The following is a 25,490-nucleotide window of genomic DNA, read 5'->3' as shown; positions in this document are numbered from 1 at the left end:
CCGTGATGCCACAGATCAGGGAAACACCTCGGCATCCCTGAACAGAGAGGCGTTCCGGTCTTTTTCCGAGAGAATCGGCTCGCCGGTGTGTGGCCAGGAGATGGCCAGGTCGGGATCGTTCCAGAGGATGGCCCGTTCGTGCTCTGGCGCGTAGTAATCGGTGGTGAGATAAAGAAACTCCGCCATTTCGGAAAGCACCACAAAGCCGTGGGCAAAGCCCTCGGGAATCCAGAACTGACGTTTGTTTTCCGCCGATAAATGGATTCCGACCCAGCGACCAAAAGTGGGCGAACTGCTGCGGATATCCACCGCCACATCATAGACCTCGCCTGAAATCACCCGTACCAGCTTGCCCTGGGGCTGAAGGATCTGGTAATGAAGGCCGCGCAGAACATTGTGGGTGGAACGGGAATGGTTTTCCTGGACAAAACGGGTTGCAAGCCCGGTCTTCTCTTCCCAGCGGCGCTGGTTGAAGCTTTCGAAAAAGAAACCACGCTCGTCACCGTACACCCTGGGCTGGATGATGAGGACCTCGGGTATCTCCGTTGCGATCACCTGCATTATCTCACCTGCTGCCATACATTTTTTCATAATACCTGCGATACGAGCCATCCAGGACCGCTTCCATCCAGGATCGGTTGTCCAGATACCACAAAACCGTACGTTCCATACCCTGATCAAAGGTATATTTCGGAGTCCAGCCCAGTTCCCGTTCGATCTTGGTGGCATCAATGGCATAACGGCGATCGTGCCCGAGGCGGTCCTTGACAAAGGTTATCAAAGAACGCCTTGGTTCGCCACCCGGCAGCAGCTCCACCCGTTCATCGAGCATGTCACAGAGCATCTCCACCACCTCGATATTCTTTTTTTCGTTATGACCGCCGATGTTATACGACTCACCAGGCCTGCCCTGCTCAAGGACCCGGACAATGGCCTCGCAATGATCCTGGACATAGAGCCAGTCCCGCACGTTGCCGCCATCACCGTAGACGGGCAGCGGTCGACCGTACAGGGCATTGTTGAGTACCAGGGGAATAAGCTTTTCGGGAAACTGGTAGGGACCGTAGTTGTTGGAACAGTTGGTTATCAGTACAGGCAGGCCGTAGGTATGAAAGCAGGCCCTGACCAGGTGATCTGAAGAGGCCTTGGAGGCAGAGTATGGCGAGCGGGGATCATAGCAGGTGGTCTCGGTAAAATAGCCGCTCTCGCCAAGCGAGCCGAATACTTCGTCGGTGGAGACATGGAGAAAACGGACCTGAGCGGGAAAGCCGTTCGGTGTCCCCCAGACTTCCCGGGCCACCTCAAGCAGGGTAAAGGTGCCAAAGATATTGGTCTTGATGAACGCATCCGGGTCGGTAATGGAACGGTCCACATGGGATTCGGCGGCAAAATGCACCACGGTATCGATATCATGCTCACGGAAGAGTTGCCGCACCAGATCCCGGTCGCAGATATCACCCCGGACAAAGGTATGGTGTGGATGGCCGATCAGCTCACCCAGGCTTTCCAGGTTACCCGCATAGGTCAGCTTGTCCAGGTTGATGACCTGCCAGTCCGGAAAGGAACCGAGAACAAGCCGGACAAAATTCACCCCGATAAATCCACAACCACCGGTTACAAGAACCTTTCTGCCCATACTTTCTGCTCCGGATACATATTTCAACTGAACGAATTTTTGCCAACAGACAGCCAGGGACCGGGTTACGTAAAACCTGCAGAAAGCCTCCCGGCCACGCATTTCAGGGGTGCACTATAGAAAGGGAGACAGACCCTGTCAAACAGGGACGCAAAAATTTATCCTTTTCGTACCGGTGCGGAGTTTCTACGATGACCAGAGAAGATAAAACAAAATAAAAATAAAACAGATGCGCCTGCAGGGAAGGAGGAAAAACCCTGCAGACGCGGGGAGAGGCAGGTGAATGAGTATTTTTCAGAAAGACAACCTGACGGCCGGGACACCGGAATGGGATTTTTTTCTATCCCCCGGTTAGAGAGCCGGCCGGTATCACATCAGGAAGTCCGATGTCTTGGGTAACCATGACCATCGGAGCCCACCCTTCATGTATCATTGAGCCCTGAATCCGTGACGGCTTTGCAACAGACTGTTAGAGTTCAGTCACTGTGATTGCCCCTTCAGGACAGACCTCGACACAGGTCTCACAACCCAGGCATTCATCCATGTTGACAGGGTCAGACTTTCCGTCCACCAGCTCGAATACCTGGGCCGGACAACTGTTCACACATTCCTCACAACCCGTACATTTATCCTTGTCGACATCTACCTGGAACATGGTTTACTCCCTGTATTTGAATTGATCTTAATGGCGCTCCTGCACGACCTGTTTTTGTGCATATGTTTACAAATAATGCGCCCCCAGCCTTCTGTCAACCGTTTTGCCAAACAAAAAACTGCCAGGCTGCCTGGCTGATATCAGCTCACCCCCGGCCATGATCGTCTTCCTCGAAGACCAGTGCCGCACCGGTTGTCAGGGCCTCGGCAATCTTGCGCCGGGCCGAGGTGAGAATCCGCTGTACAGTCCCCCTCGACACCCCCATTCTCTCACCGGCCTGTTCCTGAAACAGACCTTCGTAATCACAGAGCTTGATGACTTCGAGCTCATCCCGGTACAGGGGGATGTGCTTGAGATCGGGGATTGAGATTCCGGTGGGCTTGAAGGCCCGACCGCAAAAATTTCCCTTGCAGACACGTTTCTTCTTGGGGCGTGGTGACATCTTTCTTCTGAAAATTGATTCACCCCCGACCCGATGAAAGCAGGCACCAGGACCTGGAGCAGGATCAGGATTACCGGTTACCTGTCAATGACAGTTTCCATGTCCGGAACAGGCCTGGTCAGGGCGGATCAGGGGAAAAGAGCCTTTGGTAATGCCGTCCACGGCTTCCTGAACCGTTTTGGCACTGCTGTCAGTTGCATAATACACGGCAATACCAACCTCTGCAAATCCCTGCAGGGGACGGGCGCCGATTCCGCCGACCACAATGGCGTCCACATTCTGGTCGCGGAGAAACTGGACCGGTACCATACAGCCACCGGCCCCGTGATCCTGATTGGGCACGATCACGGACTGGATAATTTTCCCGTCGCTGATATCAATGAGTGTAAAGGCTTCGCAGTGACCGAAATGATCCGATCTGGTGGCCTCAAGTCCGCCAGGATTGTTGGATGGGACTGCCAGCCGAAGTGATTCTTCCATGATGATACACCCTCCGTTATCTTGGTTTTTATGGATTTGGTTCAGGCCGCCTTTTCCTCAGGCGGGCCAAACAGCTTGTCGGTAAACTTCACGTACCAGGCCGCGGACTGAACCTGGATGATATACGAGGTGGCGATGACCAGGGCCGCATCCGCTCCCCTGGTGCCAAAGGCGTTGATGGAGATGGCCAGGGCAATGGAGAGATTGCGCATGACCGTTCCGTAAACCAGGGCAATGGCGTCGCCCCGGTTGAACAGCATCTTGCCGACCAGAGTACCCAGGGTGAAGTTGAGAAGGTAGATAATCAAAAGCGGCTGAAAAATAGACCAGAGAATACCAGGGTTGGCCGCCAGCTGCCTGGATTTGAGAGCCATGGCCACAAACACGATTCCCAGCACACCCAGAGTGGAAAGGGATGGAAACCGGGGCGCAAGCCGGGCCTTGAACTCCTTCATCCCGTACTTTTTCAAAAGCCAGGACCTGGTCAAATAGCCAAGCAGCATGGGAATAAAGACGATGTAAACGATCTGCTTGACCACCAAAACGATGTTCATGTCCACCTTGGTACCCATCAGCACCTGGACATAGAGCGGCGTAGCCAGGGAACCAAGCGTCAGGCCGATCACCGTCATGTTGATGGCCGCTCCCATGTTACCTTTGGCAAATCCGGTCCAGGAGATTGTCATGCCCGAGGTGGGCAACAGGGAGGCAAGCAGGAGTCCCAGGGCCATATAGGAGTTCTCTTTGAAAAAATACATACCCAGCCCATAGGCGACAAAAGGGATGACACAGAAGTTGATAAACTGGGTGGTCAGCTGCAGTTTGACGTTCTGGATACCCTCCTTGAGATGTTTGATGTTGAGCGTTACCATCATCGGGTAGACCATGAGGAAGGTCAGGGGCATAATAAGGGATTTGAGCTTTTTGATCAGGTCCGGATCGATGTTGATCCCGAAAAAGAACCCCAGGATCATCATGGTCGGGATGGCATAGACCAGTTTCTTGTTGATGGAAATAAGAAATTTCCACATGGCAGTCTCCTTATGAAGGACCCGGAGATCCTGTATCTGCGAGAGGATGGAACCTGCTCATTTACAGCTTGATGGCCTCTTCTATCATGGCAATGATCTTCTTGTAGGTCTGGGCCAGAGAGTCTGGAAAGGCCTCGTCATCAACCATGGCCCGGATGTTTTCCTCACTGAAATAAAAGAATCGGATCTGGGTTTTGCCGTTCCTGGAGAAGGTCATCACATATTTAGGCATGAGAATGGCCCGCTCAGGATTGGCCTGCAGGCTCTTGGCTGCCTTCTCCGGCTTGCAGATCTGTATCATGTGCAAGTCGAATTCCTCTGCCACCTCCACGCCATGCCTGCCGAAGGAATGTGCCATGTCCATACTGGATTCATTGTGGACGACAAAGCCATACTTGCCCACAACCCTGCCCAGATCCCGGGCAAATTCTGCTGCCGATTTCGTGGTTTCCGCTTTGTAGAGATGATCACTCATAGGTAACCTCCTGAAAAAAAGTTAAAAATTTGAAATATAAAAATATAAAAACATAAATTCTTATATGGAATAAACACATCAAGACCAGTAACGGTGACCAGTCATTTTGAACATATGCACACAATAGCCCGTCTTTTTTCCAGTGTCAAGGACGATTTTATTCATGGCATCCGCAGGGATCCGGGTCACTTACGGATGGACAAGCGGAACACTAGTTGCTAAAATGAAAAATTTTATTCTGAAAATACAGGCCTGCCTGTATCCAGACACTTCCCGACGAGCCACCGGGGTCTCTCAAGAGATTTTTTATATATGAAGCACCTGCTCCGCACCTTGCGAATGTCTGCATGTTTCCTGCTCATTGCCCTGCTGTTTCCCATGTCACCTGGGGCCCGGCAGGAAGCCGAGCCGGAAATTGCTGATATCATCATCACCACCTCAAGCAGCCACCTGCTTCTCTTCGCCACCATAAAAAACTGTTTTACCGATGAAATGATCGAAGGTGTCCGCAACGGTATCCCGGTATCGTTCACCTTCATGGTGGAACTGGAACAGCTGCGCAACAACTGGTTCGACACCACCCTGGCCGACCTGAGCGTCACCCACACCATGACCTTTGATGCGCTGAAAGAGGAGTACCATGTCCAGTTGACCGAGTTTGGCAACCGGATCGAAAAAACCAGATCCCTGCGAGAAGCGAAGCAGTTCATGACCGAACTCAGCGGCCTCAAGGTTATCCCCCTGGACACACTGAAGCCCGATGCACCCTACGAGCTGCGCATCAAGGCCAAGCTGGCGGAAAAAAAACTGCCCCTGGGTATCCATTACCTTATGCCCTTTATCTCCCTGTGGGACTTTGAAACCGACTGGCGCTCCATTGAATTCAGATACTGATCCCCGACATCGAGGGCTCCTGCAAACCCCGTGACCGGAAAAATGCCCGAAGTCCCCCTCAACAGGCAGAGAACGCTTAAGACAAGTTGATGCTGACCCGAGAACAACGCCAGAAAAAACGCCGCCTGGTCCGCTATGTCATCGGCTGCTGTGTCCTGCTGATCCCGCTTCTTGGTTACCTGCAGGCCTCCATTCTCCGCGGCAATCTCAACCTGCCGGTTTCCAGCACTGTGCTGGTCTTTGCCCTGATCAACATCAATGCCCTCCTGCTCCTGCTCATGCTCTACCTGGTCCTGCGCAACCTTGTGGAGCTGATATTTGAACGCCGGCATAATATTCTGGGCTCCAAGCTGCGCACCCGGCTGGTGGTTTCGTTTGTCTCCCTGTCGCTCATTCCGACCATCCTGCTCTTTGTCATTGCCCTGCGCTTTGTCTCCACGTCCATGGATTACTGGTTCAATACCAATGTGGAGCAATCGCTCCAGGCCTCGCTCAAGCTTGCCCAGACAATCTTTCGCGACACAGAAAAACGTGCCGAAAACATGGGGATCCGGATAGCGCGGCTGATCGACTCGGGGTTGATTCCTCTTGAGGACAGGGAACTGGTCAAGAAACTGTTCTCACGAACTCTGGAAATCGCCCCGCCTGGTGCACCTGATGCTCTGACCCTCATCGATGCCAACCAGAAAGAACTGCTATCGGTACGCGGACCGAGGCTTTTGCCTGTGGTTCTGCCGGAGATTCCCACCGAGACCATAAGACGGACAAGCGAGAAAAACCGCCCTGAGGTCATCACCCAGAATTCCAGTGCCGGCGAGCTGGTCCAGGCCATTGTCCCGCTCGCAGTGAATCAGAACGAAAAACTTGCCACTTATCTGGTGACCACCCTGCTGATCCCGGCCGATCAACTGGCCCAGATGCAGACGATCACCAGCGGCATCAACGACTATCGCCAGCTGGTCATGCTCAAGGCACCCATCAAGCTGAGTTTGCTGATCATGCTTCTGATCATCACCCTGCTCATCCTCTTTGGTGCCATCTGGTTCGGGTTCTATATCGCCCGCACCCTGACCGGCCCCATCAACAAGCTGGCCCAGGCCACCCGCCGGGTTGCAGATGGGGAACTGGACTTCACGCTGGAAAAGGAATCCGACGACGAGATGGGCCTGCTCGTGGACTCTTTCAACCAGATGACCTCCGATCTGCTGGCATCCAACCGGCAGCTGGCCCAGGCCCATGAGGCCCTGCAGCAATCCAACCAGGTGTCGGAACAGAGACGGCGCTACCTGGAAACAATCCTGGAAAACGTGGCCGCCGGCGTCATTGCCATCAACGAGAACAACCAGATCACCACCATTAACCGGTTCGCCGAAAATCTCCTCAAGATAAACCCCAAAGATTTTCTCCACAGGGACTACCACGAGGTTCTCGCGCGACCTCACGTAATGATCGTTGAGAATTTTTTCCGGGAGCTCCTGGAATCCGGAAAACACTCGGTTGAGCGCCACCTGCGGATCACCGTGCGTCGAGGAGAAACCCTGTCCCTGCTGGTCAACATCACCCGCCTTATGGATGAAAACCAACGTGCCATCGGTTATGTCATCGTCTTTGACAATCTGACCAACCTCGAAAAGGCCCAGCGCCTGGCCGCCTGGCAGGAGGTGGCACGGCGGATCGCCCACGAGATCAAAAACCCGCTTACCCCGATCCAGCTCTCGGCCCAGCGACTCAGAAAACGTTATCTGGACAGGATCGAAGGGGATGTCGAGATTTTTGACCAGTGCACCCGGACCATTGTCAACCAGGTTGACGAGATCAAGCGGTTGGTCAGTGAATTCTCCGACTTTGCCCGCATGCCGAGACTGAAGAAGGAGCAGGGTGATCTGGTCGCCATGGCCGACGACGTCCTTGTTCTGTACCGCGAAGCTCACAAGCATATCGAATTCATCCTTGAGGAACCGGGCGATATCCCATTGTTTCACTTTGATCCGGTACAGATGAAAAGGGTCCTGATCAATCTGCTTGACAACGCGGTCACCGTGCTCCACGAGGGCGGATCGATCCACCTGCGTTTCTCCCTGACCGATAACGGCAAAAAAGTATGCATGGAGGTGGCTGACTCGGGCCCGGGTATCAGCGAAAAGGCACGACTCCGGCTTTTCGAACCCTACTTCTCCACCCGCAAATCCGGCACCGGCCTGGGCCTGGCCATCGCCCACACCATTGTCTCCGAGCATAACGGGATGATCAGGGTGGCTGACAACCGGCCTGGCGGGGCAGTGTTTATCGTTGAGCTTCCACTGGATTCCTGATAGTCTGAATCGTCAGGTCGATCGTATCATCCAAAGCACACTACACAAGCCTTACACCAGAACCCGATACCCCATGGCATCCACCATCCTGATTATCGATGATGAAGACTCGATCCGCGAATCGCTGTCCGGAATCCTCGCCGACGAGGGATTCCAGCCGCTGACCGCGCCTTCAGCCGAGGAGGGGTTGGCTCTCCTGGAGCAGGAAAAGATCGACCTGGTACTCCTTGATATATGGATGCCCGGCATGGACGGGCTGGAGGCGCTCAAGGAGATAAAAGAGCGTTTTGACCTGCCGGTCATCATGATATCTGGTCACGGTACCATTGAAACCGCAGTGCAGGCCACCCGCATCGGCGCCTTTGACTTCATAGAAAAACCGCTCTCCTACGACAAAATAGTCCTGGCCATCAAGAAAGGATTGCACGTAGCAAGGCTCGAGCGGGAAAACCAGCTCCTGCGGGAAAGCTCGCCTGTCAAGCCGGACCTGACCGGAAATTCTCCAGCCATATGCCAGGTTCGCGAGCAGATCGACCGGGTTGCCCCGACCGACGCCTGGGTCCTTATACGCGGCGGACACGGTACCGGCAAAGAACTGGTGGCTCAAACTATCCATCGCAAATCCCGGCGCAGCAGCAAGCCCATGATCGAGGTTAACTGCGCCGCCATCCCGGAGGACCTTATCGAATCCGAACTGTTCGGACACGAAAGAGGCGCCTTCACCGGCGCCACCACCAGCCGCAGGGGCAAATTCGATCAGGCAGACGGCTCCACGTTGTTTCTTGATGAAATAGGGGACATGAGCCTCAAGAGTCAAGCCAAGGTCCTGCGGATCCTCCAGGAGCAGAAATTCGAAAGGGTCGGCGGTACACGAACCATCCAGGTGGATGTTCGAGTGCTGGCCGCCACCAACAAGGACCTGGAGAAGGAAATCGAAGCCGGCACCTTTCGGGCCGACCTCTTTTATCGCCTCAATGTGGTACCAATACGGGTGCCGGACCTCAGGGAGCGACTGGAGGATATTCCCCTGCTGGTGGAGGATTTCCTGATTCAGTTCTCAAAAAAGGGGCTGGGACGCAAACAGTTTTCAGACGATGCCCTGGCCGAACTGATGCATCACTCCTGGCCCGGAAATGTCCGGGAGCTGCGTAACCTGGTGGAACGATTGGTTATCATGTCTCCGGAACCGATCATTCACGCCAGTAACGTGGCCCTGTTCCTGGGCAGTGGCAGCCAGGCATCCTCCCCTGCCCCGACCGTCAGCGTGCCCTACCGTCATCTCGGCTTCAGGGCAGCGAGAAAGCAGTTTGAACGCGATTATTTACAGGCCAGGCTGGCGGAAAACAACGGCAACATCTCGCAGACCGCTGAAAAAATCGGCCTGGAACGCAGCCATCTGCACAAAAAGGTCAAGGCCCTGGGCATAAAAAACGATAAACAGATATGAAGTCAGGTTATCCCTCTCAGGACACAGCCGACTGACAGGACAACCACAAGAAACAAGAACTTTTCCGTCACCGATCCGGATTCCCCATTAACACACTCCGGCGAATGCCGGCCAAGGAGTACAAGTATGGTTTTTCCAGAATATCGTCCCCGTCGACTCCGGCAAAATGAAAATTTCCGGGCAATGATCAGGGAAACCACCCTGATGCCGGAACAGATGATCTATCCTCTGTTTGTCATGCCGGGCAAAAACCGACGCGAACCCGTGCCCTCCATGCCCGGAGTTTTCCGTCTCAGTGTGGATCAGCTGGCCAGGGAAGGAAAGCAGTGCCTGGAACTCGGCGTTCGCTCGGTCATTCTTTTTGGCCTGCCCGAGAAAAAAGATCCCATGGGCTCCGGCGCCCATGCCAATGACGGCATTGTCCAGCGTGCGATCCGCGAACTGAAGAACAAAGTACCTGAGCTGACCGTGATCACCGACGTCTGCCTCTGCGAGTACACCGACCACGGTCACTGCGGCTGCCTGGTGGAAGGCAAGGTGGACAACGACACCACCCTCGAACTGCTGGCCCGTACGGCCCTGTCGCACGCCAAGGCCGGGGCGGACATGGTGGCGCCCTCGGACATGATGGACGGCCGGGTTTCCGAGATCCGCTCTGCTCTGGACGAAAACAACTTCCATATGGTTCCGATCATGTCCTATGCGGTGAAATACGCCTCGGCCTTTTACGGCCCCTTCCGGGACGCGGCAGACTGCGCACCCCAGTTCGGAGACCGCCGCAGTTACCAGATGGATCCGGCCAATTCCCGCGAGGCCCTGCGGGAGGCCACCCTGGATGTGGACGAAGGGGCAGACATCCTCATGGTCAAGCCGGCCGTGGCTTACCTGGATATCATTCGCCAGCTGCGCGACGAATTCGATCTGCCGGTGGCAGCCTATCATGTAAGCGGCGAGTACGCCATGATCAAAGCAGCGGCTGAACAGGGCTGGATCGATGGCGACCGGGTCATGGCCGAGACTCTGCTCTCCATCCGGAGGGCCGGAGCTGATATAATCATCACCTATTTTGCCAAGGACATGGCCAGGCTTCTCCAGGGCGGTTGAGAACGGAAAAAAGAAGAAAAAAGAAAAAAGAAAAAAAAGCCCGATCGGCAATCGATCGGGCTTTTTTCTTGTCACCTGGAACAGAACAAAAAACTATCTGTTTGCCGGCATGGCCGTCAGGCGAACGCCAAACCTCTGCCGCAAATACCAGAGCCAGCCCCCCTGGGTCAGCATGGCTCCGGTCATATCGGCAGCCACATCCCAGCCACTGGTGTCCCGGCCGGCAATAAAGGACTGGTGAAACTCGTCGCTGATTCCGTAGCCCAGGCAAAAGCCCAGCACCAGCAGAGCCATATACAGCGGCCGGCATCGCCAATGTTCCATCCTGACAGCAAAAATCGCGCTGCCGGCCAAAGCGCCGTAAGCAAGGGCATGACAGAGTTTATCTATATCCGGCAGGTCGGGCAGCTCCAGGGTATCACCAGGCTGATGGGAGAGATAAAAAATTATTCCCATCACCAGGACCAGCGGAATATATCGATACCAGCGGTTCATGGTCGTGATCAGGGGTCTGTCGCCTCGGTGTTCTCCTGAGGGACGTGGACCTGGTTGAGCAGATCCTCGGGATACCGTTTCCTTATCCTGCGGATGGCGGCCCGAACCTGCTGGGTGGGTACCCCGGGGAGCAGGGCCTCGCTTTTGTCCTCGTAGGAGGTCAGGTAGAATTTTTTGTCCCGGATGGCAAAGGTATGACTCCAGTTGATCTCGATGGTCTCCGGATTTTCATCGATGGGAGTGTCAAGCGGTTTACCTGCCCTGGCCACCTGAACCGCATCTGAATCGGTTATCTCCAGGAGCCAGGCATCGCCGTCACGCTTACTGAAGAAAACAAACACACCCACCTCAAAGACCTTCTCTTTTCCAGCGCCCGCGGCCCGCTGGATCTTTTCGATCTGTCCCATCAAAGAAACCCGGGCCTGTTCCATGGGAGTGACCGGCTGACCAGCCTGTGCCCTGGGCAGACAACATTTCTTGTACTTACTGCCGCTGCCACAGGGGCAGGGATCATTTCGTCCAATCTTTGCCATATCTTGTTTTTCCTTGTCCAGTTATCGTCATAAGGCCATGAAACCTGACGGGCTCAGGAACACTTGGAATAACCGCAGTCGTGACAGGTTTCGCACCCTTCCTCAAAGACCAGTTTTCCAGAACATTCCGGGCAGATAGAGGCAAATCCGTGGTGGGTGCCGGCCATGAACGACTTGAGAAGCTTGCCAAGCTGGGCCGGCAGGTCAAGCATGTGCCCGCTGGAGCGATCCAGCTGCTTGATAATCTCATCCATGGGAATCTGGTAGCGCAGGGCCAGGGAGACCAGTCGACAGGTGGTGGTCCACATAGTGGACTTATCCTTCAGGTCGACCCGATTGTCAAATGGAAATTTTGCAAAGACCTCCATCGGGTTTTCATTGTCGTCAAAACAAACAATGATATAGATCGTGTTCTCGTTGGCATCCTTGAGCCGATACCGCTTGGCACTCAGGACATCGGGCAGGGTCTTCTTGCGGACCAACCCCTGAGTGGAGACCGTAGCTGTCTGGTCTTGCTTTTCTTTAACCGCGCTGTTCAAGACCTGGGCATCCCGGGAACCGTCCCGGTAGACGGTCAGCCCCTTGCAGCCGAGCTCGTAGCCGAGCAGATAGGAAAGACGTACATCCTCTGTGGTGGCAGAGGAAGGCAGGTTGATGGTTTTTGAGATGGACGAGTCCACTCCGTTTGTCTGCAGGGCGCCCTGCATGCGGATATGATCCTCGGGCGGGATATCCTGGGCCGTACGGAAGATCTCCTGCCACTCTTCGGGAATTTCCTCATGGCCTATCACTGTGCCGCTTTCCGCCACCTTGTTCATCAACTCCTCGGAATAAAAGCCCTCGGCCCGTGCCACCTGCTCAAACAGCTTATTGACCATCAACAGGCGATCTCCGTCCATGACATGCTTCACCATGACAATGGAAAAATAAGGTTCGCAGCCCGAAGCACAATCAGCGATCATTGAGACCGTGCCGGTGGGCTGTATGGATGTCAGGGCGGCGTTGCGACGGGCCGGATACTTGTTAACATGGCGATCGTAGGCTGGAAAAGGTCCTTTAAGTTCAGCCAGTTCGACAGAGGCTTGTTCAGCTTCCTCGCGGATGAAACGCATCACATCAGCAGAAGCTGCACGTCCCTCTTCACTGGCATAGGGAAGGCGCATCTGGATGAGCATGTCGTGCATCCCCATGATGCCCAGCCCAACCTTACGGGTTTTCTGTGTCATCTCGGCAATCTCGGGAATGGGAAATCGGTTGCAGTCGATAACGTTGTCCAGAAAACGCACCGCAAGCCGAACCGTCCTGCCCAGCCGTTCCCGGTCAACAACCCCGTCCTTCACATAGCGCCCCAGGTTAATGGATCCCAGATTGCACGACTCGTAGGGCAGAAGCCACTGTTCACCACAGGGATTGGTGGCCTCAAACTCACCGAGCTGAGGAGTGGTGTTGGCCCGGTTGGCCGCATCAATGAACAGGACCCCGGGCTCGCCGTTGTGCCAGGCCAGGTCGACAATGGTATCAAAGACTTCAGCCGCATTGAGAGTGTCCACCACTTCACCGGTGGAGGGATCAATGAGATCATAGTCCTGACCCGCCTTGGCTGCCTCCATGAACTTGTCGGTAATGGCAACGCTGAAATTGAAATTGGTGAAACGGTTCTGATCCTGCTTGGCATGAATAAAATCCATGATATCGGGATGATCAACCCGAAGCACCCCCATATTGGCGCCACGGCGCTTGCCACCTTGCTTGATGGTCTCGGTGGCGGCGTCAAACACGGCGGCAAAACTCAGCGGCCCGGAGGCCACCCCCTGGGTAGAACGGACGGCGGAATTCCTGGGCCGCAGCCGGGAAAAAGAGTAGCCGGTGCCGCCACCGGTCTTGTGGACAAGGGCCCCATTGCGAATGGATGTGAAAATTCCATCCATGGAGTCTTCCACCGGCAGGACAAAACAGGCAGACAGCTGACCCAGATCCGTACCCGCGTTCATCAGGCAGGGTGAATTAGGCAGAAAATCGAGATAGTAGATCATGTTGAAGAAACTGTTGCGCAGTTCTTCATATTCAGGATATTCCCTGTCGACCACCGCCACAGCATCAGCCACCCGGTGACACAGCGACTCCCAGTTCTCGATGGGATTGCCATTGCGGTCCTTGAGATAGTACCGGCGCCGGAGCACAGTTTCCGCGGTTTTTGTCAATTCCATTTTAGGAATATCACGTGTCATGAGTCCCTCCCTTGCATGACTTTTCCTGCTCAGGTTTTGTGGTGTGGATTCTGAACAGACCCGGCCGACCGGCCGGCCGGGCCAACATGGTACCGTGGTCTTATAGCACAACATATAGGGGCAGGCAACCATAAAAAGCCCAACAGGTTGTGCTTTACCTGATTACAGCAAAAGCACATATTTTCAAATAGTTCCTGCGGAAACACCCTTTTGGGGTCAGAAAAAAATAGTGCGCTCTTACCTTTGCTACAGTATGTTTACCGTGATTTTTCTGCCGTTTACGGACCCGGAGAGGAAAATACAATACCTGCCACAAACAACCAGAGGTGCACGATATGGTCGCCGTCACATGCCTGAGCTGTAAATTCTATAAGGTCAAGGATACCAGCAGTGGCTTTTGCCTGGTAACAGTGAAAAAAACAGGAAACCGCGAGGCCGAGCGGCCTGCTGTCGAAGCGCAAACCAGCTGTGATGACTGGGAGGACGCGGGCCAGCAGTACTACATCCGTTTGGGATGGATCAAGTCGCAGACAAACCAGGAGTAACCATAACGAGATGCCCGGCAAACTCTACCCGGTCGCCGGGGACAATCTTCCGCCGTTTACGGGTTTCCACGCTGCCGTTCACCTGTACCATGCCTTCTGCGATCACATATTTCGCCTCTCCGCCGCTGGCCACCAGGTTTTGCAGCTTGAGGACTTTGTAAAGCTCAATATATGCTCCGCGGATCTCCATCTGTGTGCATTTCTCCACAGCAGCTCCCCTGTACCGGCCTGGTTATTTACGGATAACCTTCCTGAAGGACAAAATATACTTTGTTGACTTTGTTTTTCGGATAAAGACCCACTGTCATAAAAAAAGGGACTTAACCAAACTGGCTAAGTCCCTGGATATACTGGCGGGGCCGACGAGACTCGAACTCGCGACCTCCGGCGTGACAGGCCGGTTCATCAGCCATAACATATTGATATTGAATAATTTTTATTTGCCTATCTCGTTCATTTTGTTCTGTTTCGCAAAGTAAAGGCCCACCATGAGGCCCACCTTTATATTCCTTTTGTTACGGCTTCCATTTTGTCATTCTGATGTTGTTGTTAACAAACTGGTATTGTTCAATCTTATCAATTTTGTTTTCGTCAATATTCATTAATAATCCGTCTTTTGTCATCAAAACGATCATGTTTTCATTTCTACTTATACTTGAGCATTCCACTTGCCCACCATTTTTTATGTAAACAATGTATTTTAATAATTTGTATTGTTTTGTTTTCTGTTGTTGTAATTTTTGTATATTTGGCAGGTTAGCTATCTGCACATTTTTCCTATCTGCTCCTATTGGTACATTTGAATAGTAAACTTTACCGTTGCTATCAGTCCATTTATATACTCTATCATTTTTACTTGGTTTTGATTTATTTATATCATAATAATTTTCTTGTCTTGTTGTTTTTTGTTGATCTCCTCTATTAATCAAACTTCTTACACTTCTTGACCATCCATCAAGCCCTTCAATCACTCCTACATGTTTATAAAATTTGAAATAACTGAAAATACTAAAATCAATGATAAATATAACCAGTAATGTTTTCCATGCTATCTTCCATGTTTCATTTTCTCTTTTAATTCTATAGCTGTATTTTTTTTTTATTTTCCCCTTTTCATCCTGATATATTTCCCTTTTTCCTTTCATATCGTTCAAGATAACTTTTGTCAGTTTCGTTACTTTTTCTTTTCCGTCCATTTATTTTCTACGCCACCTTGCTGTCCATATTGGTATTACCTTCCCCCTGCCCCTTGGCTTCACGTTGCTTCAGCCATTCCTTGAATCCTGGAAAAGAATCCTCGAACTGGTATCGGAACCACTCAGCTCTTCTTGGCTGCTTCCTGATCAGTTCGGTCAACCATTCATCCACCAGTTCCAGGAAGTTATTTTCATAGTTTGCCCTGGTCGGCTGTTGGTCCAGCCTCTTGGGACCTTTCCCTGTCATGATCCATTCTGTGGATAAACCATATTTCTTGGCTACCAGGTAGGCCCATTTTATGGGGAAGTCGTTGGCTTTTTTCTTTCTTGATACATATTGTTGTGTGCTTTCAACTACTTTTCCTAGCTGCGTTAATGTTTTCAGTTCTGTTTCTTTTTTTATTCGTTCCCAGATATCGATAAATTTTTCTTTCACGTCTAAAAGTTGTGTATTTTTCTTGACACACATAATTTTTATGTGCTATTAAGTCAATAATACATAATCTTTATGTTTTATTGCTTTCTTCTTTACAACTTTACAGCGTATCACAAACGGTATTTAGAAATCAAATGTTCGACGAACCTGGGCCATACGATACAGACGGTTCTCTCTGGGTTGACGCTGACGATTATGACCCGCGCGAACCCACTCCTTGCCATACTTGTAGTGGCAGAGGATTTGTCTTCGATGCTGGTGATAAATTGGAATGTCCTCACTGTCATGGTTCCGGCGAGATTATTCCGTTTTACACTACACCTTTTTGATACTGTGAAACCGATAGCTAACGTCAAAACAACCACTCGTAAACCAGGCCCTATTTGTCCATTTTGCGATGTACCTCTTCGCCTCTTCAAGCTGCGGAGTTCCGCTTCCCTTCGTAAGATCTTCGTCCTCCGTTGTCCTGTCTGCCATCATTTTCTTGTCCCTATCCATTCCTTGAGGTGACTATATGCCTTCTTATTACGAGCCAGAAGTACTTGATTGGTCAATCCCCGAAGATAGTCCCTTTGCTGATCCTGATTTCATTCGTCCAGTTGAGGGCAGGGATTTTACATCTATGCCTGGATTTACCCGATATTCATCACCCGATGAGACCGAATATTTTTACGATTACTATGATTTTTAGCTGATCTTGGCGGACCAGCATGACAAGAACGTCCAATTGAACAAAACGACAAACTAAACTATCGAGGTAATGAAAATGACAGAAAAGAAACGAAACGCTCTCCAGGTGATCATCAAAGGCAAGCTTGAAAGCCATCATCAGATTCATTCAGATCGCGGTACTTTTTTCGCGAATCACATCATTGTACCTGCTCCTGATGAGTTTTCTTTTCCTCAACGGTTTGCTGTAAACGCTCGTTCCCCCTTGGGCGCTGATGGTTCCCTTGTTGAAGTCCTCTGCGATGTCCGTGCATCCAACCGCCGTAAGGATGGTCAGATGTATTACAACGTCCAGCTCTGGGAAGCTCAACCTTAAATAGAACATTGGGGGTTGCCGCAGACTCCCACAGACTGAGGTTCCGGGCATTCGGCTCCTGCCGAGGCCCGGCACCTCAGTCTGTGCGGTTTTTCGTCACTCATAACCACGAGGTATTGACATGACCTGGACACCACTTATTGAAGCAACCATGTTTGATGGCATCCGTGCGGATCTGCTTGTAGCCGTCGGTGGCATCCTCTCTCTTGTTCTTATCGTTGTCGGTCTTGGCGTGCTGATCAAGGCATTTCTGCACTGATCAGTTTTTTATTAATCTTTCCATAGGGAGGTGAATCTTATGGATGCTCTGTTTACCGCCGTTGATATCTCGAGTCTGTCCACCAACACTTCCGCACTGATGATTTCTTTCATCGGCGTGGCCCTGCTGTTTGTTGGCTTTCGGTATATCAAGCGCATTCTGCGTTTCGGTTAATCCCGGCTCCAGGGGGAAGGCGACTTCCCCCTTATTACCTCATGGATACTTTTCTTTTTGACTTAGCATCAGATCTTACCGGCGGCCTTATCACTGATATGAAAACTGCCCTGGCAGGTATTCTTGTCATTGCGTTTATCTTGATGGGTCTCGATTTATTGAAGAGTATTCTTGAGTCCAAGCTTAATAACTATTTTATAGGTCGTTTTTTTGAAGAGGCTGAATATTGGCATGAACGCCGTAAAACCTCCAGTGGTCTTTACCGTGATTATGCCCATGCTCGGTATCGTAATGCTATTGCTAAAGCTGCCTCTATTGGTGATCGCACAAATGACAGGTGGTAATTGATGGAATTGAACCTTGAAGCATTTGGATATGGCCTCGGTCTTGTCATGGTAGGCTGGGTCTGCGGTTTGGTGGTCAGCTACGTTTTTTCCATCATTCGCGGTATTGGTAGGCTTTCATGACTGCTGATGAACTGTCTTTCTTGTTACAAGTTTTCTCACTCCGCCTTGCAGACATTATGTCCTTTGGCCTGGGCGCTCTCTGTGCCATTGCCTTTGTTATTGCAACTCATATGAGGTGGTTCTGATGATCACGTTACCTGCTGATTTTGATGTTGCCATGCTCGTCAATGATTTTTTTGCCCTTGCCGCTCCTTTTGTCAGCCTGTCTTTTCTCGTAGCCTGTGGTTTCCTGATCAACAATATCCTGCGTCGGGTTTGATCATCATGGCCGCTCCAATACCATCTTTCTTCAAGATTCGTCTTGTTGTCATTGTATTGTGTTTCTGCCTTGTTTTTTTCTTTCTTGGATTTCTACATTCTGTTTTTGCTGCTTGGCCTGGAGAATGTACCGTTGCAGTTGTTAATGAGGCCGCTACTGGTATTTTAGCTAACAACACGTATCGAGATGGAATTCTGACGATAGATACTGCAACTGGCGAATTTACGATGACAATTGTAGATTCTACTTCAACTCCTTCTTCTGCATTTACCCTTTATGCTTATAGTTATTATTACGAATCAGGTTCCTGGCATTTGAAATACAATCAAGTATTTTATAAAATGTACAATGTAACTTATAATGTACCTAATATTGTAAGTTCACTTCCTCCGGACTGCTCCGGAGTTCCCAATATTGACCCGTGCGATGACTCTCAAAAGGTTTGCGAGTGTGGTTCTGTCTCCGATTCTTTTGGTTTGGCCGTCGTATATTTTGATCCATTCAAGGGTGTTGACACCTGCGCTGACGGTGGGTCCTTTGTCTGGAATCGTGATCCTGATCAGGATCTATCCTTTTCCTCTGGTCTTACTATCAATCTTATTGCTGAGCCTCGGTGTTTCTGCCCTGGTGATTCGGATGGATTTGCTCCTGAAGTGCTTGCATCACCTGGCAATCTTGCACCTCTTCCCCCAGGTGCTTCTGGTCCTTCGGATCAACCGGTAGATCCTGATGCTCCGGAGCCTGCCGCTAACTGCGCGGCCTCCTGCTTGCCCAGGGATTACATGTATTCCTCCACTGATGGCAAATGTATCTGTGTCGATTCTCCTTCCGCTCCTACCGTTCCAGGCCTGACTTCACCCTCTGACAGTATTGGTAATGCCGGCGGCGATCCCGCTGCTGACAGTGATAATCTTCGTGAACTGGTGGATCAGAATACCACTATCAGTAATCAATTGGCTGACTTGTCCACTATCGGCAACAGTCAGATTCAGGCCCTGAATGATATTGCTGCTGGCGTCGGTGCCTTCGGCTCTCAGATATCAGACAGCCTCAACTCTGGTCTTACCGATGGCCTTTCAGGCGTCTCTTCTTCTATTGGTGACCTGGCTACTAACATAGATGGTGTCGGGACCAGCGTGGATGCCTTGAACGATACTATTCAGAATGCTCTTGATGGTCAGTTCACCCCACCATCAGACCTTCAGCCTTATGATGTTGGCGAAGATTTTGATTTTGTTGCACGCACCAATGCCTTCATTGATCAGATGAAGTCCACTGGTTTTTTCTCTCTGCCCGGTCAAATTGCCCAGGACATTCCTACAGGTGGCGATTCTGCAATGACCATCGAAGCAGGTCAATACGGTACCCATAATTTTGATTTCGCTGATTGGGGGAATTCTCTTGCCGTGCTTCGTTCCGTCTGTCTTATAGTGTTTTCCTGGATCGGAATCCGCATTGTTACCCTCAAGCGTTAGGTTTTCTTCATGCTTGATTGGCTCATAGACTTTATCAATTCATTCTGGGATCTTCTCGTCTCTATTCTTTCCTGGCTCCTCGATGCTGTTCTGCTCGTTATCAGTTTTGTGGCGTACACCATCTACGATGGATTTTTGATGGTTGTCCATGCTTTCTTTGCTGCTCTCGATTTTTCCTCAGTGGCTTTCACTCATGCCGCTGAATGGTCCAGTTTGCCTACTCAACTAATCTGGCTGATCAATCAGCTGGCATTGCCACAGTGCCTGACCATCGTTAGCGGCGCTATCATGCTCAGAGTCCTGATAAATCTTATACCCGCTGCCCTGACCCGAGTCTAATAATATGATCATCTGCTTTGCTGGCACTCCCGGATCCGGGAAAACATACGAGGCTGTCAAAAAGATTCTCGATAATCTTTGTATGGGCCGTGTTGTGTACACCAACATCGATGGCATGGATGATCCCCAATGTCAGGAGATGATCAAATGTGTCTGTGGCCTTTCAGATTTTGGTCTTTCCCGGCACCTTAAATTTCTCGAGCACGACCAACTGGAAGATTTCTGGAATCATATTGAGCCTGGTTGCCTGGTGGTCCTCGATGAAATTCAGAAAGTCTTTTCCTCTCGGGAATGGCAGACCGAAAAAAACAAGCTGTTCGGCTCCTGGGCATCTACCCACCGTCACCATGGCTTTGATGTTGTCCTGATCACTCAGCATATCGAGCGTATTGATTCGGCGGTTCGGGCCCTGGTTGAATGGACCTATGTCTTCCGCAAGGTCAATTTTTTCGGCGGCGCTGTCCAGAAAAAATACATCTGTTATAGCTACGCCGGTGATGAGACCCGCACAGCTCCTCTATCCAAGAATGTGCGCACCTATAACCAGGTCGTTTTCCTTTGCTACAAATCCTATACAGGCAAGGACGTAAAAGAACTCGGTATCATGAAGCACGTTAACGTGCTCAAACATCCAGTTTTCTTCGCTATTCCACTTGTCCTTGCTTTCACTATCTATATGGTCTTTTTCAAGTCTTCCCTGGGCACCGGTGACCTCTTCGGTTCCGGAAAAGCTCTGTCCAACCTGGACAAGGCAAAAAAGCAGGTTGTTGGTCAGAAGTTGTTCGACATGTCTCCTGGTGCAGATCAGGCCGTTGCCGAGCATAGTCCCAGTATTTTGCGACAGACTACCTCAGCCGGTCGCATCCTTTTTACAAATCGTTTATCTCTGCAAAACAGGCAAAATGTTCAGTAGAATACTCTTTTTAGCTATAAGTCTTTTAGTCCTCAGTCCTAATCTGGCAGTTTCTGCCAATCCTTCTGGTCGAATTGTGCCAGACAATTACATTGATGTTGATTTTGAAAATGTGGCGTTGTCAGAGTTGGTTTTTCTCGTCGCCCGGACTACAGGCTTGGGCTTTGTCTATACTGATCCCGATAATACTCTTATCACCTGGTCTCAACAGCGTATTTACAAGGATGATCTGCTGTCAGCCTTTATTCGTGCTGTGTCGGTCTATGGTTTTACCGTCCAGCCCCTGGATAAAAAATTGCGCCTTTTTAGCGTAAAACCGGAATCCTCCCTGTCTTCCGGGTCGTATGGAGTGTCAGCCGTTTATCAGCTCCGTTATGCTACTGCCGAGTCTGTTAAGGATTCTGTTGATTCCCTTTTTGGTACCCGTCTCACCCTTACCTTTTTCGAGAACAACAATTGCGTGGCATTCTCCGGTGGCCCGGAGGTGGTGAAAGAATTTCTTTCCCTGCTTCCCCGGATCGATCAGCCCCCGACGGATAATATTTTATCCATCCGCCTTCAGCATATCTCTGTCCGATCTGCTCTCAAGGCTTTGACCGACCTTGCCATTTTCGCAGACAAATCCGTGTTTCCCGATTACTGGAACAGATCCATACTGGTCCATGGCAATGATCACCAACAGTTTCTCGCTCGTGCTGTTCTTGCAGCCATGGATAAACCTCAGGAGGATTGGGTTGACCAGGTGGCCTGGATCCACTCCATGAATGTCGATCAGGCGGTCAATGTTCTGTCTGGACTGTACCCTGATCTGGAGATCCGTAAGGTTGCCGCTGACCGTCTTCTTTTATCCGGTGCTCCAGGTCATGTTGACAAGGCTTCTGTCACCTTGTCACATATAGATGGTACCGGCCTCCAGGTCAAGGTTGAGGCCGTTATTGCTTATCTCACTGACCGGGAGTTCAGGGAACTGGGTCTGCGCCTGGCTTACGACTCTTCAAGTATGCGTGCTGTTGTCAACGATAACATCGCTCAATCCCTTATTACCCGTAACACCGGCCTGCTGCTTGATTACTTCAACCAGACCCTCGGTCTTGATGTTGCAGCCAAAGAAGGCCAGGCCCACGGCGAGATTCTTTCGTCTCCTGTCCTCACTGTGCTTAACGGTCAAACGGCCTCCATCCATGTCGGCCAGAATGTTCCGTTTCTCGAACGGGCGAATTTCGATAAAAACGATGGCACCGAAACCGGCACATCTATCAAGAGACAGGATATTGGCCTTTCATTTCGTATCACTCCTTCAATTGAGCCTGGCGGTGATTTCATCCATCTTCAAGTCTATCAGGAGCTATCTCACGTCACCGATGATTCAGAACTCAGTCAGGATGCCGTCGATATCGTGTTTGACAAGAAAGAGATTTCCTCCACGGTTCTCGTCGGTAACGGCGATACCATTTTTCTTGGTGGCCTGAGGACCGAAGAGCAGGGACATGCGACCGATTACATCCCTTTCCTGGGGGAACTGCCTCTTATCGGTCGCCTCTTCAGTTATGACGTTGACCAGGTCGAGACCCGTCACCTGGTTGTTTCCCTGCGTGTCAATGTTGTTGGCAAAACAATTTAAAAAAAAATCATGTGGAGAATGGCTTGACTAATCAAGGCCGGAGCACGGACGGTAATTCCTTGCATTCCCTCCGTACCTATTTTGGAATTCGGTTCTTGCGCTCTTTGTGCAGGTTTTTTGGTTGTGAATTACCGTTCGTGCTCGGCACACGACCGGCGCTTGTGATTGTTCTGAAAGTCATCGGGTCATTCCGGGAGTGATCGGCTTCAGACAGTTTTTGGTGAATTCAACATTGAAAAAGCCCTGGTCATCGTTGTTCTTGGCGGACCAGCATGACCAGGGCACGTACCACATGAGGTGATACGATGGGCAATTTAGGTACATTCACTGGAGATGTCAAAGGGAAATTAGATGCGTTGTCCCAAGCTGGAATAACATGGGGGGGTCAACTCGCCAGGGGTCTTGACAGGCTCAAGTACGGATTGCACGTTGAGTGGTCCGATGAAACTTTTTTTGATGTCCTGGGCGCTGGAAAAAATAAAGCGCAACAGGTCCATTCACCTGTCCCGATCACCTTTGAGGGACGCCAGGATCATGAGTATATCATTCACTCCACCGGTCGCCGTGGCGGCTTCGCCTTCCATCTGTCCCGTGCCGATGTCCATATCTTTGTTTCTGTCCGTGAAGATTATATGTCCACTCCTAACGTCTGGGTCGATATAGGCTCCATGTCCTGCTGGTCCCCCGGATACCAGGCTGTCATTGAACACGTCAATGACCTGGTGTTTCTCTTCGGTGGGAAAATCCGCAAGGTTGGCTTGTCCGAAGTTCATCTCTGCGTCGACTGTATTGGCCTGGAGATCGAGGAACTTGGTATTCATGACTATTCCCGTTGGATCACTCGCGCCAATAAGTTCCGTTCGTTTGCTGATCGCGTCAAGTTTACCGGTATTGGTCTGGATCAATCTGAAGGTCGCCTCGGTATCAGTGATTCCCCCTATGACCAGGTCGGCTATGCCTCGGAAACCGGTCTTTCTGTCGGTGAAGGTGATATAGCCTTGCGGATCTACGACAAGACCCATGAGCTTCGGTCTCATGGTGCTAAACAGAGTGTATTCGCATCAGTTTGGGGAAAGGACGAATATGATGATGTTCCGGTTACCAGGGTCGAGTTCCAGCTACGTCGTCCGGTTTTGCGTCAGCTCGGTGTGCATGATCTTTTCAATCTTCATGAAAAGATCGGTGGTATCTGGGAATATTGTTCTGACCGTTGGGCTCGATTTTCCATGGTGGTTATTGACAGAAAAAACCGTCATCAGGATCGCGCTGTCATTCACCCTTGGTGGTCACTCGTCCAGTGCGTGGACTGGTTATCTTATCAACCTGTTGTCCGTAAGCAACCTCTTCCCCAAAAGGATCAGCATCAGCTCATTGATATGATGGTCGGTTGTGCTCTCAATATCGCTGCTATCGATCGATGTAAGCCCACCATCGACCATATTACCACCCATCTGCAAGCTATCATCGATACCTGGTGCCGCATTAAATCTCATGAGATAGATAAACGGGGACAATCTGTTCTGATTGCTAAATATAATCAGAAAGTGCTTGAATGCTGGCCTCATGGCTTTTGCGAGGTTCATGGGTATCCTTCTTCTTATCTCATGAGTGGCCAGTCATGACTTTATTAGAAAAACACCTGGGTCGTCCTCTGTCAGCTGCCGAAGTTGCTGAATTTTTGCGATGCGATATTTCGACAGTGTACCGTAATTATAAATTGCTTGGCGGTATTCGAATCGGCCGGGCGTACAGGTTTTTTGAGAACAGATTGATTGATGCCGTACTTCGACAAACAGAAAAAGGTCTGGGTCGCTCAGATAAAGTACAAGAAACGAAAATACCGATCTTTCCACCAAAGCAAGACAGAAGCGAAGAAATGGGAAGTCAGAAAGCGCGAAGATCTTCAGTTAATCGAAACCACCTCGAGGATCCCCACGGTCTCGTTGCTTGAGTTTGCTACCCGGTACCTTGATTACTCCAAGTCAAAACATGCTTCAAAAACGTACCATGAGAAAAAATTGGCGTTTCGTCTCCTTTTTTCCTCGGTGGATCCCCGGTTACCAGTTGGGGAGTTGCACCAGGGGGCGGTACTTTTTCATCTGCAACAGCAGGCTCAGGAACGTTCTGGCAATGCGGCGAACAAAGATCGCAAAAATTTGATCGCCGCCTGGAACTGGGCACAGAAATACATTCCGGATTTTCCAGGGTCCAATCCTTTCCTGGTTGATCGCTTCCCCGAGACCAGGTCACCCAGGTATGTTCCTCCTGAGTCTGATTTCTGGAAAGTATATGATGTTGCGGAGTCTGAACAGGATCGCCTCATGCTTCTTTGCTTTCTCCACCTTGCCGCCAGGCGAAATGAAATATTCTACCTCCGCAGGGAAGATGTGGATTTCAAGCAGCATCAGATCAGATTGTACACCCGCAAGCGCCGGGATGGATCTTTGGAATATGACTGGCTCCCCATGACTAAGCGTCTGTCTTTTGAGCTGGATAACCATTTATCCAGTTCCGGATCTTCCGAATGGGTTTTTCCCAATCCGGATACAGGGATTCCATATATTGCCCGTCAGAAATGGATGCCTCGTCTCTGCCGGCTGGCCAATGTCAAGCCGTTCGGCCTCCATGCGATTCGTCACCTGACTGCGTCTATCCTGGTCAAGAATGATGTCTCTTTGATCGATATTCAAACCATCCTGCGACACAAGAAATTGACCACCACGGAACGTTACATTCACCGGCTGGCCAGTGTCCGGTCAGCCCTGGAAGTTTTAGAATGAGGTCTATTTATGAAGAATGGATATTTGCTGTGCTGGTCCAGTGGACATGAACCGCCCAGGACACTCTATTTTTGTTTCACTGGTAATGGTTGGGGTTGTTCTGAAGATAGGGCTCAGGCGCATGTATTCCGATCTCGCCGTTCTGCTGTTAAGGCTTGGCGTGATCGTACTGTTGACCCGGACAGGTATCAGCGTTATTGGGATACTGGCTCGATTCGGGTGGAGCATGTCAGGCAACCCATGTTAACT

Annotated in this window: 29 protein-coding genes; 16 read left to right on the top strand and 13 right to left on the bottom strand. The window is 50.9% G+C overall.

Annotated features, from left to right (window positions below):
• Positions 1 to 15: 15 nt before the first annotated feature.
• The 7 genes from rfbC to ACXJJY_RS03430 form a co-directional block, all read right to left on the bottom strand.
• Positions 16 to 561 carry a dTDP-4-dehydrorhamnose 3,5-epimerase gene (gene rfbC / locus ACXJJY_RS03460; RefSeq protein WP_456385361.1) on the bottom strand — a complete coding sequence of 182 codons (546 nt, stop codon included), beginning with the start codon at positions 559 to 561 and terminating at the stop codon, positions 16 to 18.
• Between the two features lie 4 nt (positions 562 to 565).
• Entirely contained in the window at positions 566 to 1,636 is a 1,071-nt protein-coding gene (rfbB, locus tag ACXJJY_RS03455) for a dTDP-glucose 4,6-dehydratase (RefSeq protein WP_456385313.1), read from the bottom strand.
• A 469-nt stretch (positions 1,637 to 2,105) separates the two neighbouring features.
• Positions 2,106 to 2,291 carry a 4Fe-4S dicluster domain-containing protein gene (locus ACXJJY_RS03450; protein WP_267928737.1) on the bottom strand — a complete coding sequence of 62 codons (186 nt, stop codon included), beginning with the start codon at positions 2,289 to 2,291 and terminating at the stop codon, positions 2,106 to 2,108.
• 145 nt (positions 2,292 to 2,436) lie between these two features.
• Positions 2,437 to 2,733, bottom strand: a complete 297-nt coding sequence (locus tag ACXJJY_RS03445) for a DUF134 domain-containing protein (RefSeq protein ID WP_456385312.1) — start codon at positions 2,731 to 2,733, stop codon at positions 2,437 to 2,439.
• Positions 2,734 to 2,817: 84 nt separating this feature from the next.
• Positions 2,818 to 3,213 (bottom strand): NifB/NifX family molybdenum-iron cluster-binding protein, encoded by a 396-nt coding sequence (locus ACXJJY_RS03440; RefSeq protein WP_456385311.1) that lies wholly within the window; start codon positions 3,211 to 3,213, stop codon positions 2,818 to 2,820.
• A 41-nt stretch (positions 3,214 to 3,254) separates the two neighbouring features.
• Positions 3,255 to 4,244, bottom strand: coding sequence for an arsenic resistance protein (locus tag ACXJJY_RS03435; protein WP_456385310.1), 990 nt, complete (start codon positions 4,242 to 4,244; stop codon positions 3,255 to 3,257).
• Positions 4,245 to 4,305: 61 nt separating this feature from the next.
• Entirely contained in the window at positions 4,306 to 4,719 is a 414-nt protein-coding gene (locus tag ACXJJY_RS03430) for a DUF302 domain-containing protein (RefSeq protein WP_456385309.1), read from the bottom strand.
• Between the two features lie 312 nt (positions 4,720 to 5,031).
• Between ACXJJY_RS03430 and ACXJJY_RS03425 the strand changes: the two genes are divergently transcribed.
• From ACXJJY_RS03425 to hemB, 4 genes are all read left to right on the top strand, one after another.
• Positions 5,032 to 5,613 (top strand): DUF4390 domain-containing protein, encoded by a 582-nt coding sequence (locus ACXJJY_RS03425; protein WP_456385308.1) that lies wholly within the window; start codon positions 5,032 to 5,034, stop codon positions 5,611 to 5,613.
• A gap of 89 nt (positions 5,614 to 5,702) precedes the next feature.
• Positions 5,703 to 7,925 carry a sensor histidine kinase gene (locus ACXJJY_RS03420; RefSeq protein ID WP_456385307.1) on the top strand — a complete coding sequence of 741 codons (2,223 nt, stop codon included), beginning with the start codon at positions 5,703 to 5,705 and terminating at the stop codon, positions 7,923 to 7,925.
• Positions 7,926 to 7,998: 73 nt separating this feature from the next.
• Complete coding sequence (locus ACXJJY_RS03415) at positions 7,999 to 9,372, top strand: sigma-54-dependent transcriptional regulator (RefSeq protein ID WP_456385306.1); 1,374 nt, start codon at positions 7,999 to 8,001, stop codon at positions 9,370 to 9,372.
• Between the two features lie 126 nt (positions 9,373 to 9,498).
• Positions 9,499 to 10,476 (top strand): porphobilinogen synthase, encoded by a 978-nt coding sequence (gene hemB, locus ACXJJY_RS03410; protein WP_456385305.1) that lies wholly within the window; start codon positions 9,499 to 9,501, stop codon positions 10,474 to 10,476.
• Between the two features lie 93 nt (positions 10,477 to 10,569).
• On the opposite strand, the gene ACXJJY_RS03405 is transcribed toward hemB, so the two are convergent.
• The 6 genes from ACXJJY_RS03405 to ACXJJY_RS03380 form a co-directional block, all read right to left on the bottom strand.
• Positions 10,570 to 10,971 (bottom strand): VanZ family protein, encoded by a 402-nt coding sequence (locus ACXJJY_RS03405; RefSeq protein WP_456385304.1) that lies wholly within the window; start codon positions 10,969 to 10,971, stop codon positions 10,570 to 10,572.
• A gap of 8 nt (positions 10,972 to 10,979) precedes the next feature.
• Positions 10,980 to 11,504 (bottom strand): SEC-C metal-binding domain-containing protein, encoded by a 525-nt coding sequence (locus ACXJJY_RS03400; protein WP_456385303.1) that lies wholly within the window; start codon positions 11,502 to 11,504, stop codon positions 10,980 to 10,982.
• Positions 11,505 to 11,557: 53 nt separating this feature from the next.
• Complete coding sequence (locus tag ACXJJY_RS03395; RefSeq protein WP_456385302.1) at positions 11,558 to 13,732, bottom strand: adenosylcobalamin-dependent ribonucleoside-diphosphate reductase; 2,175 nt, start codon at positions 13,730 to 13,732, stop codon at positions 11,558 to 11,560.
• Positions 13,733 to 14,251: 519 nt separating this feature from the next.
• Positions 14,252 to 14,467, bottom strand: a complete 216-nt coding sequence (locus tag ACXJJY_RS03390; protein WP_456385360.1) for an RNA-binding S4 domain-containing protein — start codon at positions 14,465 to 14,467, stop codon at positions 14,252 to 14,254.
• A gap of 325 nt (positions 14,468 to 14,792) precedes the next feature.
• Entirely contained in the window at positions 14,793 to 15,473 is a 681-nt protein-coding gene (locus tag ACXJJY_RS03385) for a DUF4124 domain-containing protein (RefSeq protein WP_456385301.1), read from the bottom strand.
• Positions 15,474 to 15,480: 7 nt separating this feature from the next.
• On the bottom strand, positions 15,481 to 15,942 hold the full coding sequence (locus ACXJJY_RS03380) for a helix-turn-helix domain-containing protein (protein ID WP_456385300.1): 462 nt from the start codon (positions 15,940 to 15,942) through the stop codon (positions 15,481 to 15,483).
• A 733-nt stretch (positions 15,943 to 16,675) separates the two neighbouring features.
• On the opposite strand from ACXJJY_RS03380, the gene ACXJJY_RS03375 reads away from it, so the two are divergent.
• From ACXJJY_RS03375 to ACXJJY_RS03320, 12 genes are all read left to right on the top strand, one after another.
• Positions 16,676 to 16,954 carry a hypothetical protein gene (locus tag ACXJJY_RS03375; protein WP_456385299.1) on the top strand — a complete coding sequence of 93 codons (279 nt, stop codon included), beginning with the start codon at positions 16,676 to 16,678 and terminating at the stop codon, positions 16,952 to 16,954.
• Positions 16,955 to 17,075: 121 nt separating this feature from the next.
• Positions 17,076 to 17,213, top strand: coding sequence for a hypothetical protein (locus tag ACXJJY_RS03370; RefSeq protein WP_456385298.1), 138 nt, complete (start codon positions 17,076 to 17,078; stop codon positions 17,211 to 17,213).
• A gap of 39 nt (positions 17,214 to 17,252) precedes the next feature.
• Positions 17,253 to 17,387: a hypothetical protein gene (locus ACXJJY_RS03365; RefSeq protein WP_456385297.1), complete on the top strand. Its 135-nt coding sequence runs from the start codon at positions 17,253 to 17,255 to the stop codon at positions 17,385 to 17,387.
• 41 nt (positions 17,388 to 17,428) lie between these two features.
• Complete coding sequence (locus tag ACXJJY_RS03360; RefSeq protein WP_456385296.1) at positions 17,429 to 17,731, top strand: hypothetical protein; 303 nt, start codon at positions 17,429 to 17,431, stop codon at positions 17,729 to 17,731.
• 247 nt (positions 17,732 to 17,978) lie between these two features.
• The gene (locus ACXJJY_RS03355; RefSeq protein WP_456385295.1) at positions 17,979 to 18,113 is read left to right on the top strand and encodes a hypothetical protein; all 135 of its coding nucleotides are present in this window, start codon (positions 17,979 to 17,981) and stop codon (positions 18,111 to 18,113) included.
• A gap of 5 nt (positions 18,114 to 18,118) precedes the next feature.
• Positions 18,119 to 19,588, top strand: coding sequence for a hypothetical protein (locus tag ACXJJY_RS03350; RefSeq protein ID WP_456385294.1), 1,470 nt, complete (start codon positions 18,119 to 18,121; stop codon positions 19,586 to 19,588).
• Positions 19,589 to 19,597: 9 nt separating this feature from the next.
• Positions 19,598 to 19,927: a hypothetical protein gene (locus tag ACXJJY_RS03345; protein WP_456385293.1), complete on the top strand. Its 330-nt coding sequence runs from the start codon at positions 19,598 to 19,600 to the stop codon at positions 19,925 to 19,927.
• A gap of 4 nt (positions 19,928 to 19,931) precedes the next feature.
• Complete coding sequence (locus tag ACXJJY_RS03340) at positions 19,932 to 20,840, top strand: zonular occludens toxin domain-containing protein (protein ID WP_456385292.1); 909 nt, start codon at positions 19,932 to 19,934, stop codon at positions 20,838 to 20,840.
• Between the two features lie 76 nt (positions 20,841 to 20,916).
• Positions 20,917 to 22,461, top strand: coding sequence for a secretin GspD/PilQ domain-containing protein (locus ACXJJY_RS03335; protein ID WP_456385291.1), 1,545 nt, complete (start codon positions 20,917 to 20,919; stop codon positions 22,459 to 22,461).
• A 305-nt stretch (positions 22,462 to 22,766) separates the two neighbouring features.
• Positions 22,767 to 24,083 (top strand): hypothetical protein, encoded by a 1,317-nt coding sequence (locus tag ACXJJY_RS03330; RefSeq protein WP_456385290.1) that lies wholly within the window; start codon positions 22,767 to 22,769, stop codon positions 24,081 to 24,083.
• Positions 24,080 to 24,412, top strand: a complete 333-nt coding sequence (locus ACXJJY_RS03325) for a helix-turn-helix domain-containing protein (RefSeq protein ID WP_456385289.1) — start codon at positions 24,080 to 24,082, stop codon at positions 24,410 to 24,412. Before ACXJJY_RS03330 ends, ACXJJY_RS03325 begins: the two co-directional genes overlap by 4 nt.
• A gap of 67 nt (positions 24,413 to 24,479) precedes the next feature.
• Positions 24,480 to 25,241, top strand: a complete 762-nt coding sequence (locus tag ACXJJY_RS03320; RefSeq protein ID WP_456385288.1) for a tyrosine-type recombinase/integrase — start codon at positions 24,480 to 24,482, stop codon at positions 25,239 to 25,241.
• Positions 25,242 to 25,490: the final 249 nt, after the last annotated feature.

It is taken from the genome of Desulfolithobacter sp., from assembly GCF_054025815.1.
This window is presented reverse-complemented; position numbering and strand designations above follow the sequence as displayed.

Excerpts from the sequence above, each read along its gene's own strand:
- ACXJJY_RS03395 (WP_456385302.1), bottom strand. The coding sequence starts at position 13,732 with ATGACACGTGATATTCCTAAAATGGAATTGACAAAAACCGCGGAAACT.
- ACXJJY_RS03370 (WP_456385298.1), top strand. The coding sequence starts at position 17,076 with ATGACCTGGACACCACTTATTGAAGCAACCATGTTTGATGGCATCCGT.
- ACXJJY_RS03435 (WP_456385310.1), bottom strand. The coding sequence starts at position 4,244 with ATGTGGAAATTTCTTATTTCCATCAACAAGAAACTGGTCTATGCCATC.
- hemB (WP_456385305.1), top strand. The coding sequence starts at position 9,499 with ATGGTTTTTCCAGAATATCGTCCCCGTCGACTCCGGCAAAATGAAAAT.
- ACXJJY_RS03390 (WP_456385360.1), bottom strand. The coding sequence starts at position 14,467 with ATGGAGATCCGCGGAGCATATATTGAGCTTTACAAAGTCCTCAAGCTG.
- ACXJJY_RS03330 (WP_456385290.1), top strand. The coding sequence starts at position 22,767 with ATGGGCAATTTAGGTACATTCACTGGAGATGTCAAAGGGAAATTAGAT.
- ACXJJY_RS03365 (WP_456385297.1), top strand. The coding sequence starts at position 17,253 with ATGGATGCTCTGTTTACCGCCGTTGATATCTCGAGTCTGTCCACCAAC.
- ACXJJY_RS03425 (WP_456385308.1), top strand. The coding sequence starts at position 5,032 with ATGAAGCACCTGCTCCGCACCTTGCGAATGTCTGCATGTTTCCTGCTC.
- rfbC (WP_456385361.1), bottom strand. The coding sequence starts at position 561 with ATGCAGGTGATCGCAACGGAGATACCCGAGGTCCTCATCATCCAGCCC.
- ACXJJY_RS03325 (WP_456385289.1), top strand. The coding sequence starts at position 24,080 with ATGACTTTATTAGAAAAACACCTGGGTCGTCCTCTGTCAGCTGCCGAA.
- ACXJJY_RS03440 (WP_456385311.1), bottom strand. The coding sequence starts at position 3,213 with ATGGAAGAATCACTTCGGCTGGCAGTCCCATCCAACAATCCTGGCGGA.
- ACXJJY_RS03445 (WP_456385312.1), bottom strand. The coding sequence starts at position 2,733 with ATGTCACCACGCCCCAAGAAGAAACGTGTCTGCAAGGGAAATTTTTGC.
- ACXJJY_RS03380 (WP_456385300.1), bottom strand. The coding sequence starts at position 15,942 with ATGTGTGTCAAGAAAAATACACAACTTTTAGACGTGAAAGAAAAATTT.
- ACXJJY_RS03360 (WP_456385296.1), top strand. The coding sequence starts at position 17,429 with ATGGATACTTTTCTTTTTGACTTAGCATCAGATCTTACCGGCGGCCTT.
- ACXJJY_RS03350 (WP_456385294.1), top strand. The coding sequence starts at position 18,119 with ATGGCCGCTCCAATACCATCTTTCTTCAAGATTCGTCTTGTTGTCATT.
- ACXJJY_RS03345 (WP_456385293.1), top strand. The coding sequence starts at position 19,598 with ATGCTTGATTGGCTCATAGACTTTATCAATTCATTCTGGGATCTTCTC.
- ACXJJY_RS03415 (WP_456385306.1), top strand. The coding sequence starts at position 7,999 with ATGGCATCCACCATCCTGATTATCGATGATGAAGACTCGATCCGCGAA.
- ACXJJY_RS03355 (WP_456385295.1), top strand. The coding sequence starts at position 17,979 with ATGATCACGTTACCTGCTGATTTTGATGTTGCCATGCTCGTCAATGAT.
- ACXJJY_RS03400 (WP_456385303.1), bottom strand. The coding sequence starts at position 11,504 with ATGGCAAAGATTGGACGAAATGATCCCTGCCCCTGTGGCAGCGGCAGT.
- rfbB (WP_456385313.1), bottom strand. The coding sequence starts at position 1,636 with ATGGGCAGAAAGGTTCTTGTAACCGGTGGTTGTGGATTTATCGGGGTG.
- ACXJJY_RS03375 (WP_456385299.1), top strand. The coding sequence starts at position 16,676 with ATGACAGAAAAGAAACGAAACGCTCTCCAGGTGATCATCAAAGGCAAG.
- ACXJJY_RS03430 (WP_456385309.1), bottom strand. The coding sequence starts at position 4,719 with ATGAGTGATCATCTCTACAAAGCGGAAACCACGAAATCGGCAGCAGAA.
- ACXJJY_RS03385 (WP_456385301.1), bottom strand. The coding sequence starts at position 15,473 with ATGGACGGAAAAGAAAAAGTAACGAAACTGACAAAAGTTATCTTGAAC.
- ACXJJY_RS03450 (WP_267928737.1), bottom strand. The coding sequence starts at position 2,291 with ATGTTCCAGGTAGATGTCGACAAGGATAAATGTACGGGTTGTGAGGAA.
- ACXJJY_RS03340 (WP_456385292.1), top strand. The coding sequence starts at position 19,932 with ATGATCATCTGCTTTGCTGGCACTCCCGGATCCGGGAAAACATACGAG.
- ACXJJY_RS03405 (WP_456385304.1), bottom strand. The coding sequence starts at position 10,971 with ATGAACCGCTGGTATCGATATATTCCGCTGGTCCTGGTGATGGGAATA.
- ACXJJY_RS03420 (WP_456385307.1), top strand. The coding sequence starts at position 5,703 with ATGCTGACCCGAGAACAACGCCAGAAAAAACGCCGCCTGGTCCGCTAT.